This window comes from Phenylobacterium sp., from assembly GCF_016124325.1.
Lineage (GTDB): Bacteria > Pseudomonadota > Alphaproteobacteria > Caulobacterales > Caulobacteraceae > Phenylobacterium.
Genome location: NZ_WGNY01000036.1, coordinates 57,611 through 74,688, shown reverse-complemented (window position 1 = coordinate 74,688; position 17,078 = coordinate 57,611). Strand labels below are relative to the sequence as shown.

Here is a 17,078-nt window from a genome sequence, read left to right as displayed (position 1 = left end):
ATGGCCAACGAGCGCTGGATGTGGGACGCCACGGCCACCCTCGAGGCCCTGGGTGCGGCGCAGGTCGCCCTGTGGGTGTGGGAGCCGGAGAAGGACCGTCTGCGCCTGACCGGCGCCACCCGGGCCCTGGGCCTGGGTCCGCTCGCGCCCGACTGCTCGTCCGCCGCTTTCCGCGCCCTGGCCATGCCCCAGGACCGCGCCATCGCCGAAGACATCCTGCGCGTCCAGCCGCCGGGCGGCGAGGTCGCCGTGCGTCTGCGCCTGCGCGGCGGGGGCCCGTGCATCTGGCGCGGCGAATGGCTGGAGGAGGGCGTCCGCGCCGCGGGCGTGGTGGCCGCCGAGGTCCGCTTCGCCGCCTCGGGGCTCGACAACCTCACCGGTCTGGCCGATCGCCGCAGCTTCATCACCCTGGCGCGCGAGCGCCTGCAGACCCCCGGCCAGCATGAGCTGATCGTGGCCGACCTCGACCGCCTGCGCCGCCTCAACGAGGCGCTGGGCCATGAACGCGCCGACCTGGTGCTGGCGGCCCTGGGCTCGCGGCTGTCGGCCGCCTTCCCGCCCGGCGCGCTGCTGGCGCGGATCGGCGAGGACGAGTTCGCCGCCCTGGCGCCCGCGGGCGTTTCGCCGGGCGCAGAGGGCCTGCGCCGCGCCCTGGAGCAGCCGCTCCGGGTCGCCGGCTTCGACATCCACCCGACGCTCTCGATCGGCGCCGTGGAAGCCGCCGGCGGCGAGGAGGCCCCGGAGGCCGCCGAGCTGCTGCGCCGCGCGGAGCTGGCCGTGGAATCCGCCAAGAGCAACGGTCGCGGCGGCGCCGCCGCCTATGGCCGCGGCCTGGAGACCGACGGCCTGTCGCGCCTGGCGCTGGAAGGCGACCTCAAGGGCGCCCTGCGCCGCGGCGAGCTGATGCCCTTCTACCAGCCCATCGTGCGCCTCTCGACCGGCGCGCTCTCGGGCTTCGAGGCCCTGGCCCGCTGGCGCCACCCGCGCCGCGGCCTGCTCATGCCCGAACAGTTCCTGCCTCTCTGCGACGAGATGGGGCTGATGAGCGAGCTGGGCGCCATGATGATGCGCGAGGCGGCCAAGCAGCTCTCGGTCTGGCGCAAGCGCCACCGCGCCGCCGGCGAGCTGACCGTGGCCGTCAACCTGTCGACCGGCGAGATCGACCGGCCCGACCTGGTCTCGGACGTGGTGTCCATCCGCCGCGAGACCGATCTGCCCCCCGGCGCGCTGAAGCTGGAGGTCACCGAGAGCGACGTGATGCGCGACCCGGACAAGGCCGCCGTGGTGCTGCGCAACCTGCGCGCCGCCGGCGCGGCCCTGGCGCTGGACGACTTCGGCACCGGCTTCTCGTCGCTGAGCTATCTGACGCGGCTGCCGTTCGACACGCTCAAGATCGACCGCTACTTCGTGCGCACCATGGCCACCAACGAAGGTTCGGCCAAGATCGTCTCCTCGGTGGTCAAGCTGGGCCAGGACCTGGCCATGGAAGTGGTGGCCGAGGGCGTCGAGAACGCCGGCATGGCCCGCCAGCTGCTGGCGCTGGGCTGCGACTACGGCCAGGGCTTCGGCTATGCGCCGGCGCTGTCGGCCCAGGAGGCCGAGGTCTATCTCAACGAAAGCTACGTCGACGGCGCCGCCCCGGTGAAGGCGCGCGGCTAGAGCCGCCCAAGTCTAGGCCTGCCCGGCCTCGCTCGACAGGAACTGCGGATCGACGCCCAGCTTGCCGAGCGCCCGCGACCACTTGGTGTCGTAGTCGTCGTCGAACACCAGATCCTCGTCGGCCTCGACGGTCAGCCAGACGTTCTCGCGGATCTCGCGCTCCAGCTGGCCCGCGCCCCACCCGGCGTACCCCAGGGCCAGGATCGCCCGGCGGGGGTGGGTGTTGTGGCCGCCCATGGCCTCCAGCACCTCGCGCGTGGTCGTCAGCGCCAGGCCGCCCTCGACGTCCAGGCTGAACTCGGCGTGGTAATCGTCGGTGTGCAGCACGAAGCCGCGCTCCACCTCCACCGGCCCGCCCATCAGGACGAGGCCGTCCTCCAGGTCGTCGGCGACCTTGATCTCCAGCCGTTCCAGGAGGTCGGGCACCGTCAGCCCCTCGACGGGGCGGTTCACCGCGATGCCCATGGCGTGTTCCGGATCGTGCTCGCAGATCAGGATCAGCGCCCGCTCGAAGCGGGGGTCGCCAATGCCCGGCATCGCGATCAGCATCTGGCCGGAGAGGAAGGCGCTTTCCATCCCCTACAGGATTCTGCCGGAACGTGGCGACTTCAAGGGGGCTCGCACTTGAAGAGTGCTTTCGCGCCGCCATGTCGCTATCAGCGAGAGCAAAGCCGGAAGGAGACCCCGATGACGATCAAGGTTGGCGACAAGCTGCCGAGCGTGACCCTGACCCAGGCCACCGCCGAGGGACCGAAGCCGGTCCAGACCGACGACTTCTTCAAGGGCAAGACCGTGGCCCTGTTCGCCGTGCCGGGCGCCTTCACGCCGACCTGCTCGGCCAAGCACCTGCCGGGCTTCAAGCAGCACGCGCCCGATCTGAAGGCCAAGGGCGTGGACACCATCGCCTGCGTGTCGGTCAACGACGCCTTCGTGATGCGCGCCTGGGGCGAGGATCAGGCGGTCGGCGACGACATCATCATGCTGGCCGACGGCAACGGCGACTTCACCAAGGCCGTGGGCCTGGGCATGGACGGCAGCCGGTTCGGCATGGGTCCGCGCTCGCAGCGCTACTCCATGATCGTCAAGGACGGCGTGGTGAAGGAGCTGAACGTCGAAGAGGGCGGCGAATTCCGCGTGTCGGCCGCCGACTACATGCTGGCGCAGCTCTAGGTTCTGGCCGTGAGGGGCGGGGCGCTCGGCGCCCTCGCGCTCGCCGCGGCGGTGCTGATACCCGCCGTGGCGCCCGCCGCCGGCCCGCCGGCCGACAGCGACGAGTACCGCAAGAGCTGGGGCCTGGAGGCCATCGGCGCCCGGGCGGCCTACGACGCCGGCTTCACCGGCAAGGGCGTCACCGTGGCGGTGGTCGACTGCGGCCTGGCCGGCGCCCAGCGGGAGTTGATGCGCAACGTCTCGCGCCGATCGCACGACGTGGTCGGCAACCGGGCCCTGCCGCCCACCGACCGCCACGGCGGTTACGTGGCCGGGCCGCTCGCCTCGCCGCTCAACGGTTCGGGCATGGTGGGCGTGGCCTACAACGCCACCCTTCTCGAGATCCGCGCCGACATCGACGGCGGGCTGGACGGGGCCTGCGCCTTCCGCCCCGACGACCTGGCCCGCGCCCTCGACTACGCCCGCCTGCAGAAGGCGCGTATCGTCGTCCTGCCGCTGCAGCACGGAAAGCCGCTGGGCGAGGCGTTCGAGACCGCCCTCAAGCGGCTGGTCGACAGCGGGGCCGCCGTGGTGATCGCCGCGGGCAACCGCAACGGCCCCGATCCCAGCTGGCCGGCGCGCTATGCGATCGATCCCCGCTACGCCGGCGGGATCGTGGTGGCGGGGGCCTCCAGCTACCACGGCGACCTGGCCTCATGGTCGAACCGGGCGGGCGCCGTGCGCGCCTGGTACGTCGCCGCGCCGGGCGAGTGGGTGCTGACCGACTGCCGCGACAAGTGCGCCCTGGTCTCTGGGACCTCGTTCTCGACGTCGTACGTCGCCGGGGCCCTGGCCCTGCTGATGGAGGCGAGGCCGAAGCTGTCGGGCCCGCAGGCCATCGAGGCGATCCTGGACGCCGCCCGCGACGGCGGCGAACCGGGGACCGACGAGGTCTACGGCCGTGGCGTCCTGGCGCTGGGCGGCCTCTTCCCCGCCGACTGAGGCAGCGGCCGGCTGAGGAACCGCGAACCGGCCTCGCCGAACCGCCAGGGCGTTTCGACCCCCTTGGTGATCCCGATGCGCGGACCGACGGCGACGCCGGCCGCCGCGCCCGGCGAGATCGCGAACGGCGCCCGGTCCAGCGCCAGCCCATCTTGCGCGCGGGTGACGCCGAGCGCCTGGCACAGCTTGCCCGGACCCGAGCACAGGCCGCGTGGATCGACGAGGCCCCGCCGCGCCGCCATGGCTTCCAGTCCGGCCGTCGGCTCCAGCGCCCGGATCAGCACCGCATTTCCCGGGTCCTCGCCGCAGACGAAGTTGAGGCACCAGTGGATTCCGTACGAGCGGTAGACGTAGGCATGGGCGACCGGCCCGAACATCGCCGCGTTGCGCGCGGTGCGGCCGGAAAAGCTGTGCGAGGCGGGGTCCTCGTGGTGGTAGGCCTCGGTCTCCACGATCCGTCCGCCGACCCCGTCCACCAGCACCGTCCAGCCGATCAGGTCGCGGGCGACCAGGGCGGGATGGCGCGTCCAGAAGCCTTGACGCGCTGGGTTCGAACGTTCGGAATGGCGGGCAACGAGAGACGACGACATCCGGGGGAGGATGCGCATGGCTTACGTCGAAGGCCAGACGGTGCACGACGCCGACAGCCACATCATGGAGCTGCCGGGCACGATCAACCGCTACATCGAACCCCGGTTCCGCGACGCCTTCGTGGAGAAGACCGGCCGCAAGGACGTGCTGCCCGAATGGTTCGCCAAGGCGGCCGACAAGCAGCGCGACCCCGAGTTCCGCGCCGGGGCCGAGGCCAACATCCTGCTGCGCAAGAACTACGAGGCCCTGGGGGCGTTCGTCGCCGAGGACCGGCCGAAGACGCTGGACTACCTGGGCTTCGCGAGCCAGCTGGTCTTCACCACCGCCTGCCTTTCGAACTTCGGCCTGGAGCAGATGGGCGAGGCGGAACTGGCCCTCGAGGCGGCCCGCGCCCACAACCGCATGATGACCGAGTTCTGCGCGGCCGACCGCCGCCTGCTCGCCACCGGCTACGTGCCGCTGATCGACAGGGCGGCCGCGCCGAGGATCGCCCGCGAGGCCATCGCCCTGGGCGCGAAGGCCCTGGTGATCCCCTCGCGCCATCCGCCGGGCTTCTCGCCGAGCCATGTGGAGCTCGACCCGCTTTGGGCGGTGGCCCAGGACGCCGGCGTTCCGATCCTCTTCCACGTGGGCGGGGAGGAGAAGATGAGCCGGGACTACCTGGAGAACGGCCTGCCGTTCGTGAAGGATTTCCACGGCGGGGACGAGAATTTCACCTCGCTCACCTTCATGGCGATTCCGCTCTCGGTCTGGCAGACGCTGTCGGCCCTGGTGATCGACGGGGTGTTCGACCGGTTCCCGCGGCTGAAGTTCGGCGCGATCGAGCTGGGCGCCTCGTGGCTGCCCAGCCTGATGAAGTTCCTGGATTCCGGCTGCGCCGCCTTCGGCAAGGAGGCGCGGCTGCAGAAGCTCTCGGCGACGCCCAGCGAGATCCTGCGCCGCCAGCTGCGCGTGACGCCCTATCCGCACGAGGACGTGGCCTGGATCATGGCCAACGCCGGCCAGGAGATGGTGCTGTTCTCGTCCGACTTCCCGCACGTCGAGGGTGGTCGCAATCCGCTCAAGCGGTTCAACGACAACCTGGCGGGGGCGAGCGAGGCGGCGAAGCGGGCGTTCTACCGCGACAACTTCATCGACCTGATGGGAGCGGGGCTCGATCCGGCCCTGCACGACCTGCCGGAGGTTCAGGCCGCCTGATCGTCCGCCCGGGGCGCGGCCGCGGCGCGGACCACGGCGCTCAATAGCTCCTGGAGCTGGATCGGCTTGGCGCTGTGCTCGGTGAAGCCCAGTTCGAGATAGCGTTGGCGGCCGCCCGAGGTCACGTCGGCCGTGAGCGCGATCACCGGGGCGAACTGGTTGGGGCCGGGCGTCGCGCGCAGGCGCTGCAGCACCTCGATGCCGGTGATCTCGGGCATCTGGATGTCGGTGAGGACGAGGTCGTAGGGCGTCTCGGCGAGCGCGGCGAGCGCGTCGACGCCGCCCGTGGCCTTGTCGACCGCCAGGCCCAGGCTGGCGAGCAACTGCTCCAGCACCAGCAGGTTCACCGCATTGTCGTCCACGGCGAGCACCCGCAGGGTCTCCAGCGCGATGGCGTGAGGCTCGTTGGGCTCGTGTTCCGCCGGCGCCGGCGCGGCGTCGGCGACGGCGAGCGGCAGCTCGACGTGGAAGGTCGAGCCCTCGCCCAGGACGCTTTCCACCCAAACCTGTCCGCCCATCAGATCGACGAGCTGCTTGACGATCGCCAGGCCCAGGCCGGTGCCGCCGAAGCGCCGGGCTTCGGCCTCCTCCACCTGGGAGAACCGGTCGAAGAGGTGCGGCAGGTGGTGCTCGGCGATGCCCGGGCCGGTGTCGCGCACGGCCAGGTGCAGGCGCACGTGCTCGGCGTCCTCGTGCGGCCGCACGGCGGCGCTCACCACCACTTCGCCCCATTCGGTGAACTTCAGGGCGTTGCCCACGAGGTTGAACAGGATCTGGCGCACGCGCAGCGCGTCGAACACGAGCGCGCGCGGCGTCTCGTCGGCGATCTCCAGCGCCAGCCGCACGCCCCGCTCGTCGGCGCGCGCCGACCAGAAGCTGACCAGCCGCTCCAGCAGGGCCCGTGGGTCTTCGGGCGCCGGGTTGATCTCGAGCTTGCCCGCGTCGATCTTGGAGACGTCCAGGATGTCGTTGAGGATCTGCAGCAGGTACTCGCCGGAATCGATCAGCACGTCGAGCCGGTCGATCTGCTTGGGCTCGGTCTCGTCGCGCTTGAGGAGCTGGGCCATGCCGAGCACCCCGTTCATGGGGGTGCGGATTTCGTGGCTCATGGTGGCGAGGAAGTTCGACTTGGCCCGGTCGGCGTGGCGGGCCGCCTCGCGCGCGGTGTCGGCCTCGGCCCGCTCGGCCAGGGCGTGGTCGCGGGCGGCCTGCAGGTCGTCCACCATCTTGACGTTGGCGTTGAACGCGGCGTGCCAGGTGGAGATCGCCGTGGTGGTGCTGTGCGAGATCATCGCCAGCAGGACCACCAGCGACGCCAGGCTCAGCGTCATGCCCGTCGCCACGAGCGGCGGGAACAGGGCCAGGCCGATCACTGCGGCCGCGACGACCAGCGGGGTGACGAAGCCCCAGAACACCGCGCGCGACAGGGCGCTGGCGCCCATCGCCACGACCAGCAGCGATGCGAACTGCAGCCCGAAGAACGCGAGTTCCAGGACCCCCTGGTGGCGCAGGACGAGCGTCGTCGCCGGCGCGATGTAGATGCTCGCCCGCACCATGCAGAGCAGGCCCAGGCGTCGGAGCCCCTTGCCGGGGTCGAGGCCGGCGCTGCGCGCGAGCCAGCGGCGCAGAAGGACCTGCTGGATGGCGTCGAAGCCCGTGGTGCAGGACACCAGGATGGCGGCGGCGACGGGATGGCCGATGAGGGCCAGGCTCGCGGCGGCCACGCCGTTGAAGACCAGGTGCGCCCAGAGCGGGAACACCATGCCGGCCAGGCTCAGCTGGTAGGGATTCGCGTCCGCGCCGATCAGGCCCGTCACCCGTGAGGTGGGATCGCTGAAGACTGCGGCGGATTGACCCATGACCTAGCTACGCTAGGCGGCAAAGATGAATCTCCGGAGAACGCCGCTACCCGTATCGCGGGAATGTGTGCAACTAGCCAGCGAGAGCCGTCGCCAAGGTCTGTTCCAGATCGTCGGCGCCCTCGCCGAGGCTGTCGGCGAGACCCGGCGAAACGCTGAGGACCTGGCTGGCGTAGAGCCGCGCCGTGGCGGCCTTGGCGACCAGCCAGGGATCGTCGCTCCCCGCCGCCTCCAGGGCCTGGCGGCCCAGGATCCAGCCCCCGGTCACGTCGCCCGCCAGCTTCAGGTACGGCGTGGCGGCGGTCAGCGCCTCGTCGTTGGACGCGCCCAGCAGCCAGTCGGTCGCCCGTTCGAGGGCGGCGACGCCCACGGCCAGGCGGCGGCCCACGGGGGCCAGCCCCGGCGCGTCGGCCAGCGCCTGCGCCGTCGTCGCCATCTCGGCGCACAGCGCACGCATGGTCTCGCCGCCGTTCGCCCGCACCTTGCGGCCGATGAGATCGATCGCCTGGATGCCGTTGGTGCCTTCGTAGATCGGGGCGATGCGGGCGTCGCGGTAGTGCTGGGCCGCCCCGGTCTCCTCGATGAAGCCCATGCCGCCGTGCACCTGCACCCCCATGGAGGCGACCTCCACGCCCACGTCGGTGGACCAGGCCTTGGCGATCGGCGTCAGCAGCTCCTGGCGCGCCTTGGCGGCGGCGCGCACGGTCTCGTCGGCGGCCTTGTGGGCGACATCGGCCAGGACGCCGGTGGTCAGGCAGATGCCGCGCGCCGCCTCGATCTTGGCCTTCATCAGCATCAGGCTGCGGCGCACGTCCGGGTGGCCGTAGATCATGCCGTCGTCGCCCCAGGCGGCGCGGCCCTGCTTGCGCTCCTGGCTGAAGGCCAGCGCCTGCTGGAACGCCCGCTCGGCGATCGCCACGCCCTGGACGCCCACCTGCAGGCGCGCGGCGTTCATCATCACGAACATATGGGCCAGGCCCTGACCCAGCTCGCCCACCAGTTCGGCCTGGGCGTCCTCGTAGAGCATCACGCAGGTGGGCGAGCCGTGGATGCCCAGCTTGTGTTCGATGGAGGCGGGCCGGAAGTCGTTGCGCGGACCCAGCGAGCCGTCGTCCTTCACCTGATACTTGGTCGCGAGGAACAGGCTGATCCCCTTGACCCCCGGCGGGGCGTCGGGCGTGCGCGCGATGATCAGGTGGCAGATGTTGTCGGCCGCGTCGTGGTCGCCCCAGGTGATGAAGATCTTCTGGCCCGACAGGCGGTAGCCGCCGTTCCCATCCGGCCGGGCGATGGAGGTCAGGGCCGCCAGGTCCGAGCCGGCCTGGGGCTCGGTCAGGCACATGGCGCCGGTCCATTCGCCGGAGACGAGCTTGGGCAGCACGAGCCGCTTCTGCCGCTCGGTGCCGTGCAGGGTCAGCGCCTCGATGGCGCCCTGGGTCAGCATGGGGCAGAGGCCGAAGGCCATGTTGGCGGCGTGCACCATCTCGAAGACCGCCAGCTCCATGGCCTTGGAAAGGCCCTGGCCGCCATATGCGGGGTCGGCGCTCAGCGAGTTCCAGCCTTGCTCGACGAAGGCGCGATAGGCCTCGGCGAAGCCCGGCGCGGCGGTCACCTTGCCGTTCTCGTAGCGCGCGCCCTCCTGGTCGCCCTTGCGGTTGAGCGGCGCCAGTTCGTTGTCGGCGAAGGCGCCGGCGGCCTCCAGCACCGCCTGGACGGTGTCCTCGTCGAGATCCGGATAGGCCTGGGCGAGCAGGTCGGAATGCCCCATCGCCTTGAGGGCGAAGGCCAGGTCGCGGACCGGTGCGCGGAACGTCATGGGCGCCTCTTCAGTTTCGGCTGCGTTCTAGAGCGCAATGCGCCCAAGGGGAAACCGGTTCGGGCCGAGGTTGTGAGCAAACCTCGACGCCCGCGCAGGTCTTCCGCCCCCGAACCGCCATGCTTGGGCGTATCATGGGTCATCACGACGAAGGGGAGGCTCCGATGCTGCACCGTTCCGCAACCGCGCTTGCGGTCGTGCTTCTGGCGTCGACGGCCGCGGCCGCCGACCCCACCAGCCGTAATCCCGTCGACGTCCCGGCCGGCCGCTACGAGCTGGACCCACGACACGCCAGCCTGCTGGTGCGGATCAACCACCTCGGCGGCTTCTCGCACTACACCATGCGGTTCAACAGCCTGGACGGCGACTTCACCTACGACCCCGCCGACTGGAAGGACACCAAGGTCGCGATCACGGTCGATCCCAAATCGATCGACACCGAGAACAACGGCTTCAACCGCACGGTCGCGGGCTATTTCGAGCCCGACAAATATCCGGTGATCCAGTTCACCTCGACGGGCCTGACCAGTGATGGCGAAGGTCACGGCGAGCTGTCCGGCGATCTCAACTTCCACGGCGTGACCAAGCCCGTGACCCTGGACGTGACGTTCAACGGCGTGGGCCCGGGCCTGCTCGGCGCGGGCACCCGCATGGGCTTCTCGGGCACCGGGACGATCAAACGCTCGGAATTCGGCGTCACCGCCGCGCGACCGTTCGCCGGCGACAATGTCGATCTGGTGTTCGAGGTGGAGTTCGTGAAGAAGTAGCCGGATGAGCGAACCCGCGCCCGGCGCCGAACGCCGACGATACGCCCTTGTCGCCATCCTGTTGCACTGGACCATCGCCGCCCTGATCGTGCTTCAGGTGGCGCTGGCCGGCCGCATGGAGGGCCGGACGCCGGAGGCCTTCGCGGTCGTCCAGCTGCACAAATCGGTGGGGATCACCGTCCTGCTGCTCAGCCTGGCGCGGCTGGCCTGGCGGCTGTTCAAGCCGCCGCCGCCCGAGCCCGCGAGCCTGGCGCTCTGGGAGCGCTGGCTGTCGGCTGTGGTCCACTGGGCGTTCTACGTCGTCATGATCGGCATGCCGCTCACCGGCTGGATCATGGTCTCGGCCAGCCGTATCGAAATCCCGACCCTGCTCTTCGGCGTGGTCCCCTGGCCGCACCTGCCCGGCCTGCCCGACCTCGCCGCGCCGGCCAAGCACGTCTGGCACGAGATCGGCGAGACGGGCCACTCGGTGATCATCAAGTTCGGCTACGTGCTGCTGGGCCTCCACGTGGCCGGCGCCCTCAAGCACCAGCTCTTCAGCCGCGACGAGCCGATCCTGTCGCGCATGGCGCCCGGGGCGAAGAACGGCCGCTGGGCCGAGCCGTGGCTGGCCGCGATCGTCTTGGGCTTCGTGGCCGTGATCGCCTTCGGCCGGACCGTCCATCCGCCGCTTCCGCACATGGCCGCCGGCCCGCCGCCCGGGCCCGCCGTGGCGGAGGCCGAAGCGCCCGCCCTGGCGCCGGCCGACCCGGCTCCGCCTCCCGTGGAGACGCCGGCGTCGCCCGAGCCGGCCGCAGCCGCGCCGGCTCCTGCGGCGCCCGAACCCGCCCAGCCGGCGATCGCCCCGGCCTGGAAGGTGCTGCCCGGCTCGACGGTCGGCTTCTCCACCTCCTGGAGCGGCGACGCCATCCAGGGCCGCTTCGACCGCTGGACGGCCGACATCGCCTTCGGCCCCGACGCGCTCGCCGCGTCGAAGGTCAGCGTCTCCATCGACCTCGCCTCGGTGAACACCGGCGACGAGCAGCGCGACGCCAGCCTGCCGACCGAGGACTGGTTCGATGCGGGCGCCCACCCCAAGGCCACGTTCACCGCCACGCGCTTCGAGAAGACCGGCGAGGGCCGCTTCGTCGCCCACGGCCGGCTCACCCTGCGCGGCGTCAGCCGGCCGCTCGACCTGCCGTTCCGCCTGAAGATCACGGGCGACAGGGCCGAGGTCAGCGGTGTAACCAGCCTCGACCGGACGGCCTTCGGCGTCGGACAGGGCGAGTGGCGGAACACCGATCAGATCCCGGCCAAGGTGAGCGTGAGCATCTCGCTGAAGGCGCAGAAGAAGTAGCCGCCGCGGCGCGGGCGATCCGCGCGGGCGGGCTCGTCCTGATGCCGACCGAGACCGTCTATGGCCTGGCGACCGATGCGGCGAACCCCCGCGCCGTCGCCGCCGTCTACGCGGCCAAGGGCCGGCCTGCCTTCAACCCGCTGATCGCCCATGTGTCCGACGTGGCCATGGCGCGGAGGATCGCCCGCTTCGACCCGCGCGCAGAGGCGCTGGCGGCGCGCTTCTGGCCGGGCCCGCTCACCCTGGTGCTGCCCGTGGCCGACACCGCCGCCGTCTGCGATCTCGCCCGCGCCGGGCTCGACACCGTGGCCGTGCGCGCGCCGGGCCACCCGCTCGCGCACGCCTTGATCGAGGCGGTAGGACGGCCGCTGGTGGCGCCCTCGGCGAACCGCTCCGGGCGGCCCAGCCCGACGACGCTGGCCGACGCGATGGAGGAGACGGGCGCGGCGGCCGGCGCGGCCCTGGACGGCGGTCCCTGCGCCGTCGGCCTGGAGTCCACCGTCGTCGGCCTGTTGGACGCGGCCCGCCTGCTGCGGCCGGGCGCCGTGACCCGGGATCAGATCGAGGCCGTGATCGGCCCGCTGGCCGAGGCGGAGGACGACGCCAAGCGCTCGCCCGGACGGCTCGCCCGCCACTACGCGCCCGACCTGCCCGTGCGGCTGGACGCGACCCAGCCACGCGCCGGCGAGGCCTGGATCGGCTTCGGCGCGCTGGGCGGTCCGGACCTGAACCTCAGCCCCGCGGGCGACCTGGCGGAGGCCGCCGCCAACCTCTTCGCCTATCTGCGCGCCGCCGACCGCTCGGGCGCGGCGGGCATCGCGGTGGCTCCGATCCCAGGCGAGGGCCTCGGCGAGGCCATCAACGACCGCCTGCGCCGGGCGGCCGGGTTCGTGGGTTAGCTAGCGGCCGCGAGAGCCGCGAACAGGGCGTATGACGGGTCGGCCCCGTCCTTGCGGCCGCGCGTCCGGTTGATGTGGGTGAAGGCCACCGAGCCCGGCTGCGCCTCGGCCCAGTCGAACACCACGCGCCGGTGGGCGAAGCGCCATTCGCCGCCTCGCCGCTCGAAGCGGTCGAGGAACCGGGCCCCGGCGTTGTAGTCGAACGGCCCGCCGCCGGCGGCGGCCTGCGGGAACGCCTCGCGCACGGCCTGGGCCGCCTCGGCCCCCATGAAGGTGTCCAGCACCCGCGCCGAGGTCAGCACGTGGTAGGCGATCACATAGGTCTCGCCGAAGGCCTGGTCGCCCGCCAGCTCGACGCGTGAATTGGCCACGAGGTGCATGGTCGACAGGCAGCTGTCGCGCAGGATCGGCAGCACCCGGTCGCAGAACGCCATGGCGGGGCTGTCGCCGGCGCCGTGGTCGTCGACGGCGTCGGGCCAGTAGGTCGAGCGGAGCAGCGCGTCGTCGCCGCGGTCCACGCCGCGGCAGTAGTCGGCGATCAGGTCGGCAATCTTCTGCCGGTCCTCCAGGGCCTGGAGCCGCGCCTGGACATCCACGTCATCCGCCATCCGTGTTCCTCCCAAAATCTTAGCTCTCTAAGTAATAGAAGGTCTTCGAGCGGTTCGGAAGCCGGCAGCGCGAGCGGGCTGCCCCCGGCTGCGCCGCGCCCCTGGCGGACACGCCTGCGCGGGCCTAGGTTTGCGCCCATGACCGCGCCCGTTCCCGCCGATCTCGTCTCGCGCCTCAAGGCCGTGCTGGGCGCGGGCGGCTGGAGCGAGGACGCCGAGCGCATCGCGCCCAAGCTGGTCGAGTGGCGCGACCGCTGGATGGGGACGACGCCGTTCCTGGCGCTGCCGAAGACCACCGACCAGGTCGCCGCGGTCGTTGGCCTCTGCTTCGAGGCGGACCAGGCCATCACCGTCCAGGGCGGCAACACCGGCCTTGTGGGCGGTCAGATCCCGCAGGGCGAAGTGCTGCTCTCGACCGAACGCATGAAGGCGATCCGCGAGGTCGACGCCTTCGACGACGCCCTGACGGCCGAGGCCGGCGTGACCCTGGCCGAGGTCCACGCCGCCGCCGCCGAGGCGCGCCGCCGTTTCCCGCTGGGCCTGGCGTCGGAAGGCTCGGCCACGGTGGGCGGGGTGGTTTCGACCAACGCCGGCGGCACCCAGGTGCTGCGCTACGGCACGACCCGCAACCTGGTGCTGGGCCTGGAGGCCGTGCTGCCGAACGGCGAGGTCTGGAACGGGCTGAAGCGCCTGCGCAAGGACAACACCGGCTATGACCTCAAGCAGCTGCTGATCGGGGCCGAGGGCACCCTGGGCGTGGTCACCGCCGCCAGCCTCAAGCTGTTCCCCATCCTGCCGTCACGGGCGGTGGCGTTCCTGGGGATCGGCGACCCGAAGGACGCCATCGCGCTGCTGGCGCGGGCCAAGGAGACGGCCGGCGGGGCGGTCGAGGCGTTCGAGCTGATGGGCCGCCTGGGGATCGACTTCGCCCTGCGCAACATCGCCGGAACCCGCGACCCGCTGGCCCGGCCGCATCCCTGGTACGTGCTGGCCGAGTTCGAGGCGGCGGAGGCCGGTGCGGCCGAGGCCGCCATGGAGCGGTTCCTCGCCGAGGGGATGGAGGCGGGCCTGATCGGCGACGCCGTCGTCGCCCAGACCGACGCCCAGGCCAAGGCGCTGTGGGCGATCCGCGAGAACCAGTCGCCGGCCCAGAAGCCCGAGGGCGCCACCTGGAAGCACGACGTGGCCGTGCCGGTCAGCCAGGTGCCGGCGTTCCTGGCCGAGGCGACGGCGGCGATGGCGGCCTTCGCGCCGGGCGCGCGCATCGCCGCCTTCGGCCACGTGGGCGACGGCAACATCCACTACGACGTGTTGCGGGCGGACGGCGGTTCGGACGCCGAGCATTCGGCGCGCCGCGACGCGGGCTCGCGGATCGTCCACGACATCGTCCATCGGCTGGGCGGTTCGATCAGCGCCGAGCACGGCCTGGGCGCGATGAAGACGGCCGAGGGCGCGCGCTACAAGAGCGAGGCGGAACTGGCCGCCCAGCGGGCGATCCGCCACGCGCTGGACCCCAAGCGCATCCTGAACCCGCGCGTCCTCTTCTGAATCGTCATCCTCGCCCTGGTGGCGAGGATCCCTCTATCGGCCGAACGTCCGGTTTCCGACTTGTCGCAAGCGAGGCGGCTTCGAGAGGGATGCCAGCACAAGGCCTGGGATGACGGCGATGTGCGGTGCGAACCACCAATCCCTGTGCGCAAACGCTGCGAGCCGCTGGCGCCGCCCGTCAGGGGTGGCTATGCAGCCCCGATGCTGATCGTGCTTTCCCCGGCCAAGGCGCTGAGCTTCGCCGCCGCGCCGCAAGACGCCCCGCTGAGCACGCCGCAGATGAGCGACCAGACGGCCGAGCTGGCCAAGACCGCCAAGCGGCTGCGCGTGGTCGACCTGAAGCGGATGATGTCGCTGTCGGACGACCTGGCGAAGCTGAACCGCGAGCGGTTCCAGGTCTTCGATCCGGAATCGGACGACGGACTGCAGGCGGCCTTCGCCTTCAACGGCGACGTCTACCAGGGGCTGCGCGCCCGCGAGCTGGATAAGAAGGCCCTGGCCTGGGCGCAGGACCACGTGCGGATCCTGTCGGGCCTCTACGGCGTGCTGCGGCCGCTCGACGCCATTCAGCCCTATCGCCTGGAGATGGGCGTGCGGATCAAGACCCGGCGCGGCCAGTCGCTCTACGACTTCTGGGGCGGGCGGATCGCGGAGGCGCTGAATGCGGCGGCCCAGGACCACAAGGACCGCACGCTCGTGAACTGCGCCAGCGAGGAATACTTCGGCGCCGTCGACCGCAAGGCGCTGAAGCTGCCGGTGGTGGCCTGCCGGTTCCTCGAGGAGAAGGACGGCCAGGCGAAGATCGTCTCGTTCTACGCCAAGCGGGCGCGCGGCCTGATGGCCCGCTTCGCCATCGACGAGCGGATCGAACGGGCCGCAGACCTCCGGGCCTTCGACCGCGACGGCTACCGCTTCGTCGCCGATCGGTCGTCGGACGAGGAATATGTGTTCATGCGGCCCCAGCCCCCGCCGGCCGCGCTTGCCAGAAAGGGCGCCTGACCATGGCCGTGGATTATCACCTCGAAGGACAGGTCGCCGTCGTCACCGGTTCGACCAGCGGCATCGGCCAGGCCATGGCGACCGCGCTCGTGGAGCAGGGCGTCAGCGTGGTGCTGAACGGCTTCGGCGACGCGGCGAAGATCGAGGCCGACCGCGCGGCCATGGAGGCCAAGGCGGCGTCCGGCGCCAGGGTGCTCTACCACGCCGCCGACATGACCAAGCCGGCCGAGATCGCCGACCTGATCGGCTATGCGAAGTCCGAGCTGGGGCGGCTCGACATCCTGGTCAACAACGCCGGCATCCAGCACGTCGCGCCCGTCGACGAGTTCCCCGACGAGAAATGGGCCGCGATCATCGCCATCAACCTGTCGTCGGCCTTCCACGCCACCAAGCACGCCCTGCCGATCATGAAGGCGCAGGGGCGCGGACGGGTGGTCAACATCGCCTCAGCCCACGGCCTCGTCGCCTCGCCGTTCAAGTCGGCCTATGTGGCGGCCAAGCACGGGGTGGTGGGCTTCACCAAGTCGTGCGCCCTGGAGGTGGCCCGCCAGGGCATCACCGTGAACGCCATCTGCCCAGGCTATGTGAAGACCCCGCTGGTGGAGATGCAGATCGACGACCAGGCCAAGGCCCGCGGCATCCCGCGCGAGCGGGTAGTGGAGGACGTGATCCTGGCCGCCCAGCCCAACAAGGCGTTCGTGGAGTACGACCACCTTGCGGGGATGCTGCTCTACCTGGTCTCGGACCTGGGCGCCTCCACGACCGGCGCGGCGCTGACGGCCGACGGCGGCTGGACGGCCGCCTGAGCGATCGGCGAGGGCCCGCGCCAGCCGCCGCCCACCCGAAAGCGCCACACACGCTCCGCGCCGAGCAGATCGGTCCGGTCCCACAGGATTTCGGCGGTCCCGCTCAGGTGCAACAGCCGGCCGGCGTCGAGGTCGACGAACAGCAGCCCGGCCCGCGGCTCCAGCAGCAGATTGCCCAGGGTGTTGAAGTAGTGGTTGCCCCGGTAGTCGGGGATCAGCAGCGTGTCGCCGTCGACCTGGACAAAGCCGCCCGGCCCACCACGGTGCGAGATGTCGACACCGCCCTTCGCCACCCCCGACCCGCTGGCGGTGGCGACGAAGAAGGTGTCGGCGGCCTGGACCTGGGCGCGCGCGTCGGCGTCCAGGCCCGTGAAGGACTCGAACGCCGACTCGGTCACCGGCTTGAGCTCCAGCACCCGGCGGTGGATGTACTGCGGGCAGTTGCCGAAGCTCTGGTCGACGCGGACCAGCAGGCCTTCCTCGCCCATCCAGGCGATGGTTCCGTTGGCGCGGTTGCGGCGGCGCGTGTGGGGCTCGATCCCCAGCAGCGCGAACGGCCGGCCCGTCACGAACTCGCGGCCCGATGGATCGGCACTGCGCGCGGCGATGGCCAGGCTCTGCGGGTCGACGCTGGCGATGAAGCCCTCGCCGCCGGCCAGCACCGTCGCGACCGGCGCGCCGGCTTCGTCGACGGTCGCGGCGATCGCGAACGGCAACTGGGCGAAGAACAGGCGGTGCTGATCCGGCATGAAGGGGCGCACGCCGAACCCGCCGCCCGCGGCTTCGACGCCGGCCAGAGCCTGCGCCCGCAACTCGCCCACGTGGAAGGGTCCATCGTCCAT

16 protein-coding genes are annotated in these 17,078 nt (G+C 71.5%); 10 read left to right on the top strand and 6 right to left on the bottom strand.

Annotated elements, in window-relative coordinates; all coding sequences use genetic code 11:
• Positions 1 to 1,659: a bifunctional diguanylate cyclase/phosphodiesterase gene (locus GC203_RS19750; protein ID WP_293458203.1), complete on the top strand. Its 1,659-nt coding sequence runs from the start codon at positions 1 to 3 to the stop codon at positions 1,657 to 1,659.
• 12 nt (positions 1,660 to 1,671) lie between these two features.
• Here GC203_RS19750 and GC203_RS19745 read toward each other — a convergent pair whose 3' ends face one another.
• Entirely contained in the window at positions 1,672 to 2,235 is a 564-nt protein-coding gene (locus tag GC203_RS19745) for a YqgE/AlgH family protein (RefSeq protein ID WP_293458201.1), read from the bottom strand.
• A 111-nt stretch (positions 2,236 to 2,346) separates the two neighbouring features.
• Here GC203_RS19745 and GC203_RS19740 point away from each other — a divergent pair, with 111 nt between their 5' ends.
• On the top strand, positions 2,347 to 2,829 hold the full coding sequence (locus tag GC203_RS19740) for a peroxiredoxin (RefSeq protein ID WP_293458200.1): 483 nt from the start codon (positions 2,347 to 2,349) through the stop codon (positions 2,827 to 2,829).
• A gap of 9 nt (positions 2,830 to 2,838) precedes the next feature.
• Positions 2,839 to 3,810: a S8 family peptidase gene (locus GC203_RS19735; RefSeq protein WP_293458198.1), complete on the top strand. Its 972-nt coding sequence runs from the start codon at positions 2,839 to 2,841 to the stop codon at positions 3,808 to 3,810.
• On the opposite strand, the gene GC203_RS19730 is transcribed toward GC203_RS19735, so the two are convergent.
• Positions 3,762 to 4,400 carry a DNA-3-methyladenine glycosylase gene (locus GC203_RS19730; RefSeq protein ID WP_293458196.1) on the bottom strand — a complete coding sequence of 213 codons (639 nt, stop codon included), beginning with the start codon at positions 4,398 to 4,400 and terminating at the stop codon, positions 3,762 to 3,764. The two genes, GC203_RS19735 and GC203_RS19730, sit on opposite strands and share 49 nt — an antisense overlap.
• Before the next feature lie 16 nt (positions 4,401 to 4,416).
• On the opposite strand from GC203_RS19730, the gene GC203_RS19725 reads away from it, so the two are divergent.
• Positions 4,417 to 5,598, top strand: coding sequence for an amidohydrolase family protein (locus GC203_RS19725; RefSeq protein WP_293458194.1), 1,182 nt, complete (start codon positions 4,417 to 4,419; stop codon positions 5,596 to 5,598).
• Here the strand turns inward: GC203_RS19725 and GC203_RS19720 are convergent.
• The gene (locus GC203_RS19720; protein WP_293458192.1) at positions 5,586 to 7,457 is read right to left on the bottom strand and encodes an ATP-binding protein; all 1,872 of its coding nucleotides are present in this window, start codon (positions 7,455 to 7,457) and stop codon (positions 5,586 to 5,588) included. The genes GC203_RS19725 and GC203_RS19720 overlap by 13 nt on opposite strands.
• Before the next feature lie 73 nt (positions 7,458 to 7,530).
• A complete protein-coding gene (locus tag GC203_RS19715) occupies positions 7,531 to 9,273 on the bottom strand; it encodes an acyl-CoA dehydrogenase (protein WP_293458190.1) in 1,743 nt (580 codons plus the stop codon).
• Between the two features lie 164 nt (positions 9,274 to 9,437).
• On the opposite strand from GC203_RS19715, the gene GC203_RS19710 reads away from it, so the two are divergent.
• From GC203_RS19710 to GC203_RS19700, 3 genes are read left to right on the top strand one after another with little or no spacing between them, the layout of a single operon-like run.
• Entirely contained in the window at positions 9,438 to 10,040 is a 603-nt protein-coding gene (locus GC203_RS19710) for a YceI family protein (RefSeq protein ID WP_293458189.1), read from the top strand.
• Between the two features lie 4 nt (positions 10,041 to 10,044).
• A complete protein-coding gene (locus tag GC203_RS19705; RefSeq protein ID WP_293458188.1) occupies positions 10,045 to 11,376 on the top strand; it encodes a YceI family protein in 1,332 nt (443 codons plus the stop codon).
• Positions 11,377 to 11,393: 17 nt separating this feature from the next.
• Complete coding sequence (locus tag GC203_RS19700) at positions 11,394 to 12,275, top strand: L-threonylcarbamoyladenylate synthase (RefSeq protein WP_293458269.1); 882 nt, start codon at positions 11,394 to 11,396, stop codon at positions 12,273 to 12,275.
• Here the strand turns inward: GC203_RS19700 and GC203_RS19695 are convergent.
• Complete coding sequence (locus tag GC203_RS19695; protein WP_293458186.1) at positions 12,272 to 12,883, bottom strand: nuclear transport factor 2 family protein; 612 nt, start codon at positions 12,881 to 12,883, stop codon at positions 12,272 to 12,274. The two genes, GC203_RS19700 and GC203_RS19695, sit on opposite strands and share 4 nt — an antisense overlap.
• Positions 12,884 to 13,021: 138 nt before the next feature.
• Here GC203_RS19695 and GC203_RS19690 point away from each other — a divergent pair, with 138 nt between their 5' ends.
• The 3 genes from GC203_RS19690 (at position 13,022) to GC203_RS19680 (ending at position 16,236) form a co-directional block, all read left to right on the top strand.
• Positions 13,022 to 14,431: an FAD-binding oxidoreductase gene (locus GC203_RS19690; protein WP_293458184.1), complete on the top strand. Its 1,410-nt coding sequence runs from the start codon at positions 13,022 to 13,024 to the stop codon at positions 14,429 to 14,431.
• 201 nt (positions 14,432 to 14,632) lie between these two features.
• The gene (gene yaaA, locus GC203_RS19685) at positions 14,633 to 15,430 is read left to right on the top strand and encodes a peroxide stress protein YaaA (RefSeq protein ID WP_293458182.1); all 798 of its coding nucleotides are present in this window, start codon (positions 14,633 to 14,635) and stop codon (positions 15,428 to 15,430) included.
• Positions 15,431 to 15,432: 2 nt separating this feature from the next.
• Positions 15,433 to 16,236: a 3-hydroxybutyrate dehydrogenase gene (locus GC203_RS19680; protein ID WP_293458181.1), complete on the top strand. Its 804-nt coding sequence runs from the start codon at positions 15,433 to 15,435 to the stop codon at positions 16,234 to 16,236.
• On the opposite strand, the gene GC203_RS19675 is transcribed toward GC203_RS19680, so the two are convergent.
• Positions 16,161 to 17,078 (bottom strand): pyridoxamine 5'-phosphate oxidase family protein, encoded by a 918-nt coding sequence (locus GC203_RS19675; RefSeq protein WP_293458180.1) that lies wholly within the window; start codon positions 17,076 to 17,078, stop codon positions 16,161 to 16,163. The genes GC203_RS19680 and GC203_RS19675 overlap by 76 nt on opposite strands.

What these genes read in the sequence shown, in the direction of transcription:
- GC203_RS19750 (WP_293458203.1), top strand. Translation starts at nt 1, where the DNA reads ATGGCCAACGAGCGCTGGATGTGGGACGCCACGGCCACCCTCGAGGCC.
- GC203_RS19745 (WP_293458201.1), bottom strand. Translation starts at nt 2,235, where the DNA reads ATGGAAAGCGCCTTCCTCTCCGGCCAGATGCTGATCGCGATGCCGGGC.
- GC203_RS19740 (WP_293458200.1), top strand. Translation starts at nt 2,347, where the DNA reads ATGACGATCAAGGTTGGCGACAAGCTGCCGAGCGTGACCCTGACCCAG.
- GC203_RS19730 (WP_293458196.1), bottom strand. Translation starts at nt 4,400, where the DNA reads ATGTCGTCGTCTCTCGTTGCCCGCCATTCCGAACGTTCGAACCCAGCG.
- GC203_RS19725 (WP_293458194.1), top strand. Translation starts at nt 4,417, where the DNA reads ATGGCTTACGTCGAAGGCCAGACGGTGCACGACGCCGACAGCCACATC.
- GC203_RS19720 (WP_293458192.1), bottom strand. Translation starts at nt 7,457, where the DNA reads ATGGGTCAATCCGCCGCAGTCTTCAGCGATCCCACCTCACGGGTGACG.
- GC203_RS19715 (WP_293458190.1), bottom strand. Translation starts at nt 9,273, where the DNA reads ATGACGTTCCGCGCACCGGTCCGCGACCTGGCCTTCGCCCTCAAGGCG.
- GC203_RS19710 (WP_293458189.1), top strand. Translation starts at nt 9,438, where the DNA reads ATGCTGCACCGTTCCGCAACCGCGCTTGCGGTCGTGCTTCTGGCGTCG.
- GC203_RS19705 (WP_293458188.1), top strand. Translation starts at nt 10,045, where the DNA reads ATGAGCGAACCCGCGCCCGGCGCCGAACGCCGACGATACGCCCTTGTC.
- GC203_RS19695 (WP_293458186.1), bottom strand. Translation starts at nt 12,883, where the DNA reads ATGGCGGATGACGTGGATGTCCAGGCGCGGCTCCAGGCCCTGGAGGAC.
- GC203_RS19690 (WP_293458184.1), top strand. Translation starts at nt 13,022, where the DNA reads ATGACCGCGCCCGTTCCCGCCGATCTCGTCTCGCGCCTCAAGGCCGTG.
- yaaA (WP_293458182.1), top strand. Translation starts at nt 14,633, where the DNA reads ATGCTGATCGTGCTTTCCCCGGCCAAGGCGCTGAGCTTCGCCGCCGCG.
- GC203_RS19680 (WP_293458181.1), top strand. Translation starts at nt 15,433, where the DNA reads ATGGCCGTGGATTATCACCTCGAAGGACAGGTCGCCGTCGTCACCGGT.
- GC203_RS19675 (WP_293458180.1), bottom strand. Translation starts at nt 17,078, where the DNA reads ATGGACGATGGACCCTTCCACGTGGGCGAGTTGCGGGCGCAGGCTCTG.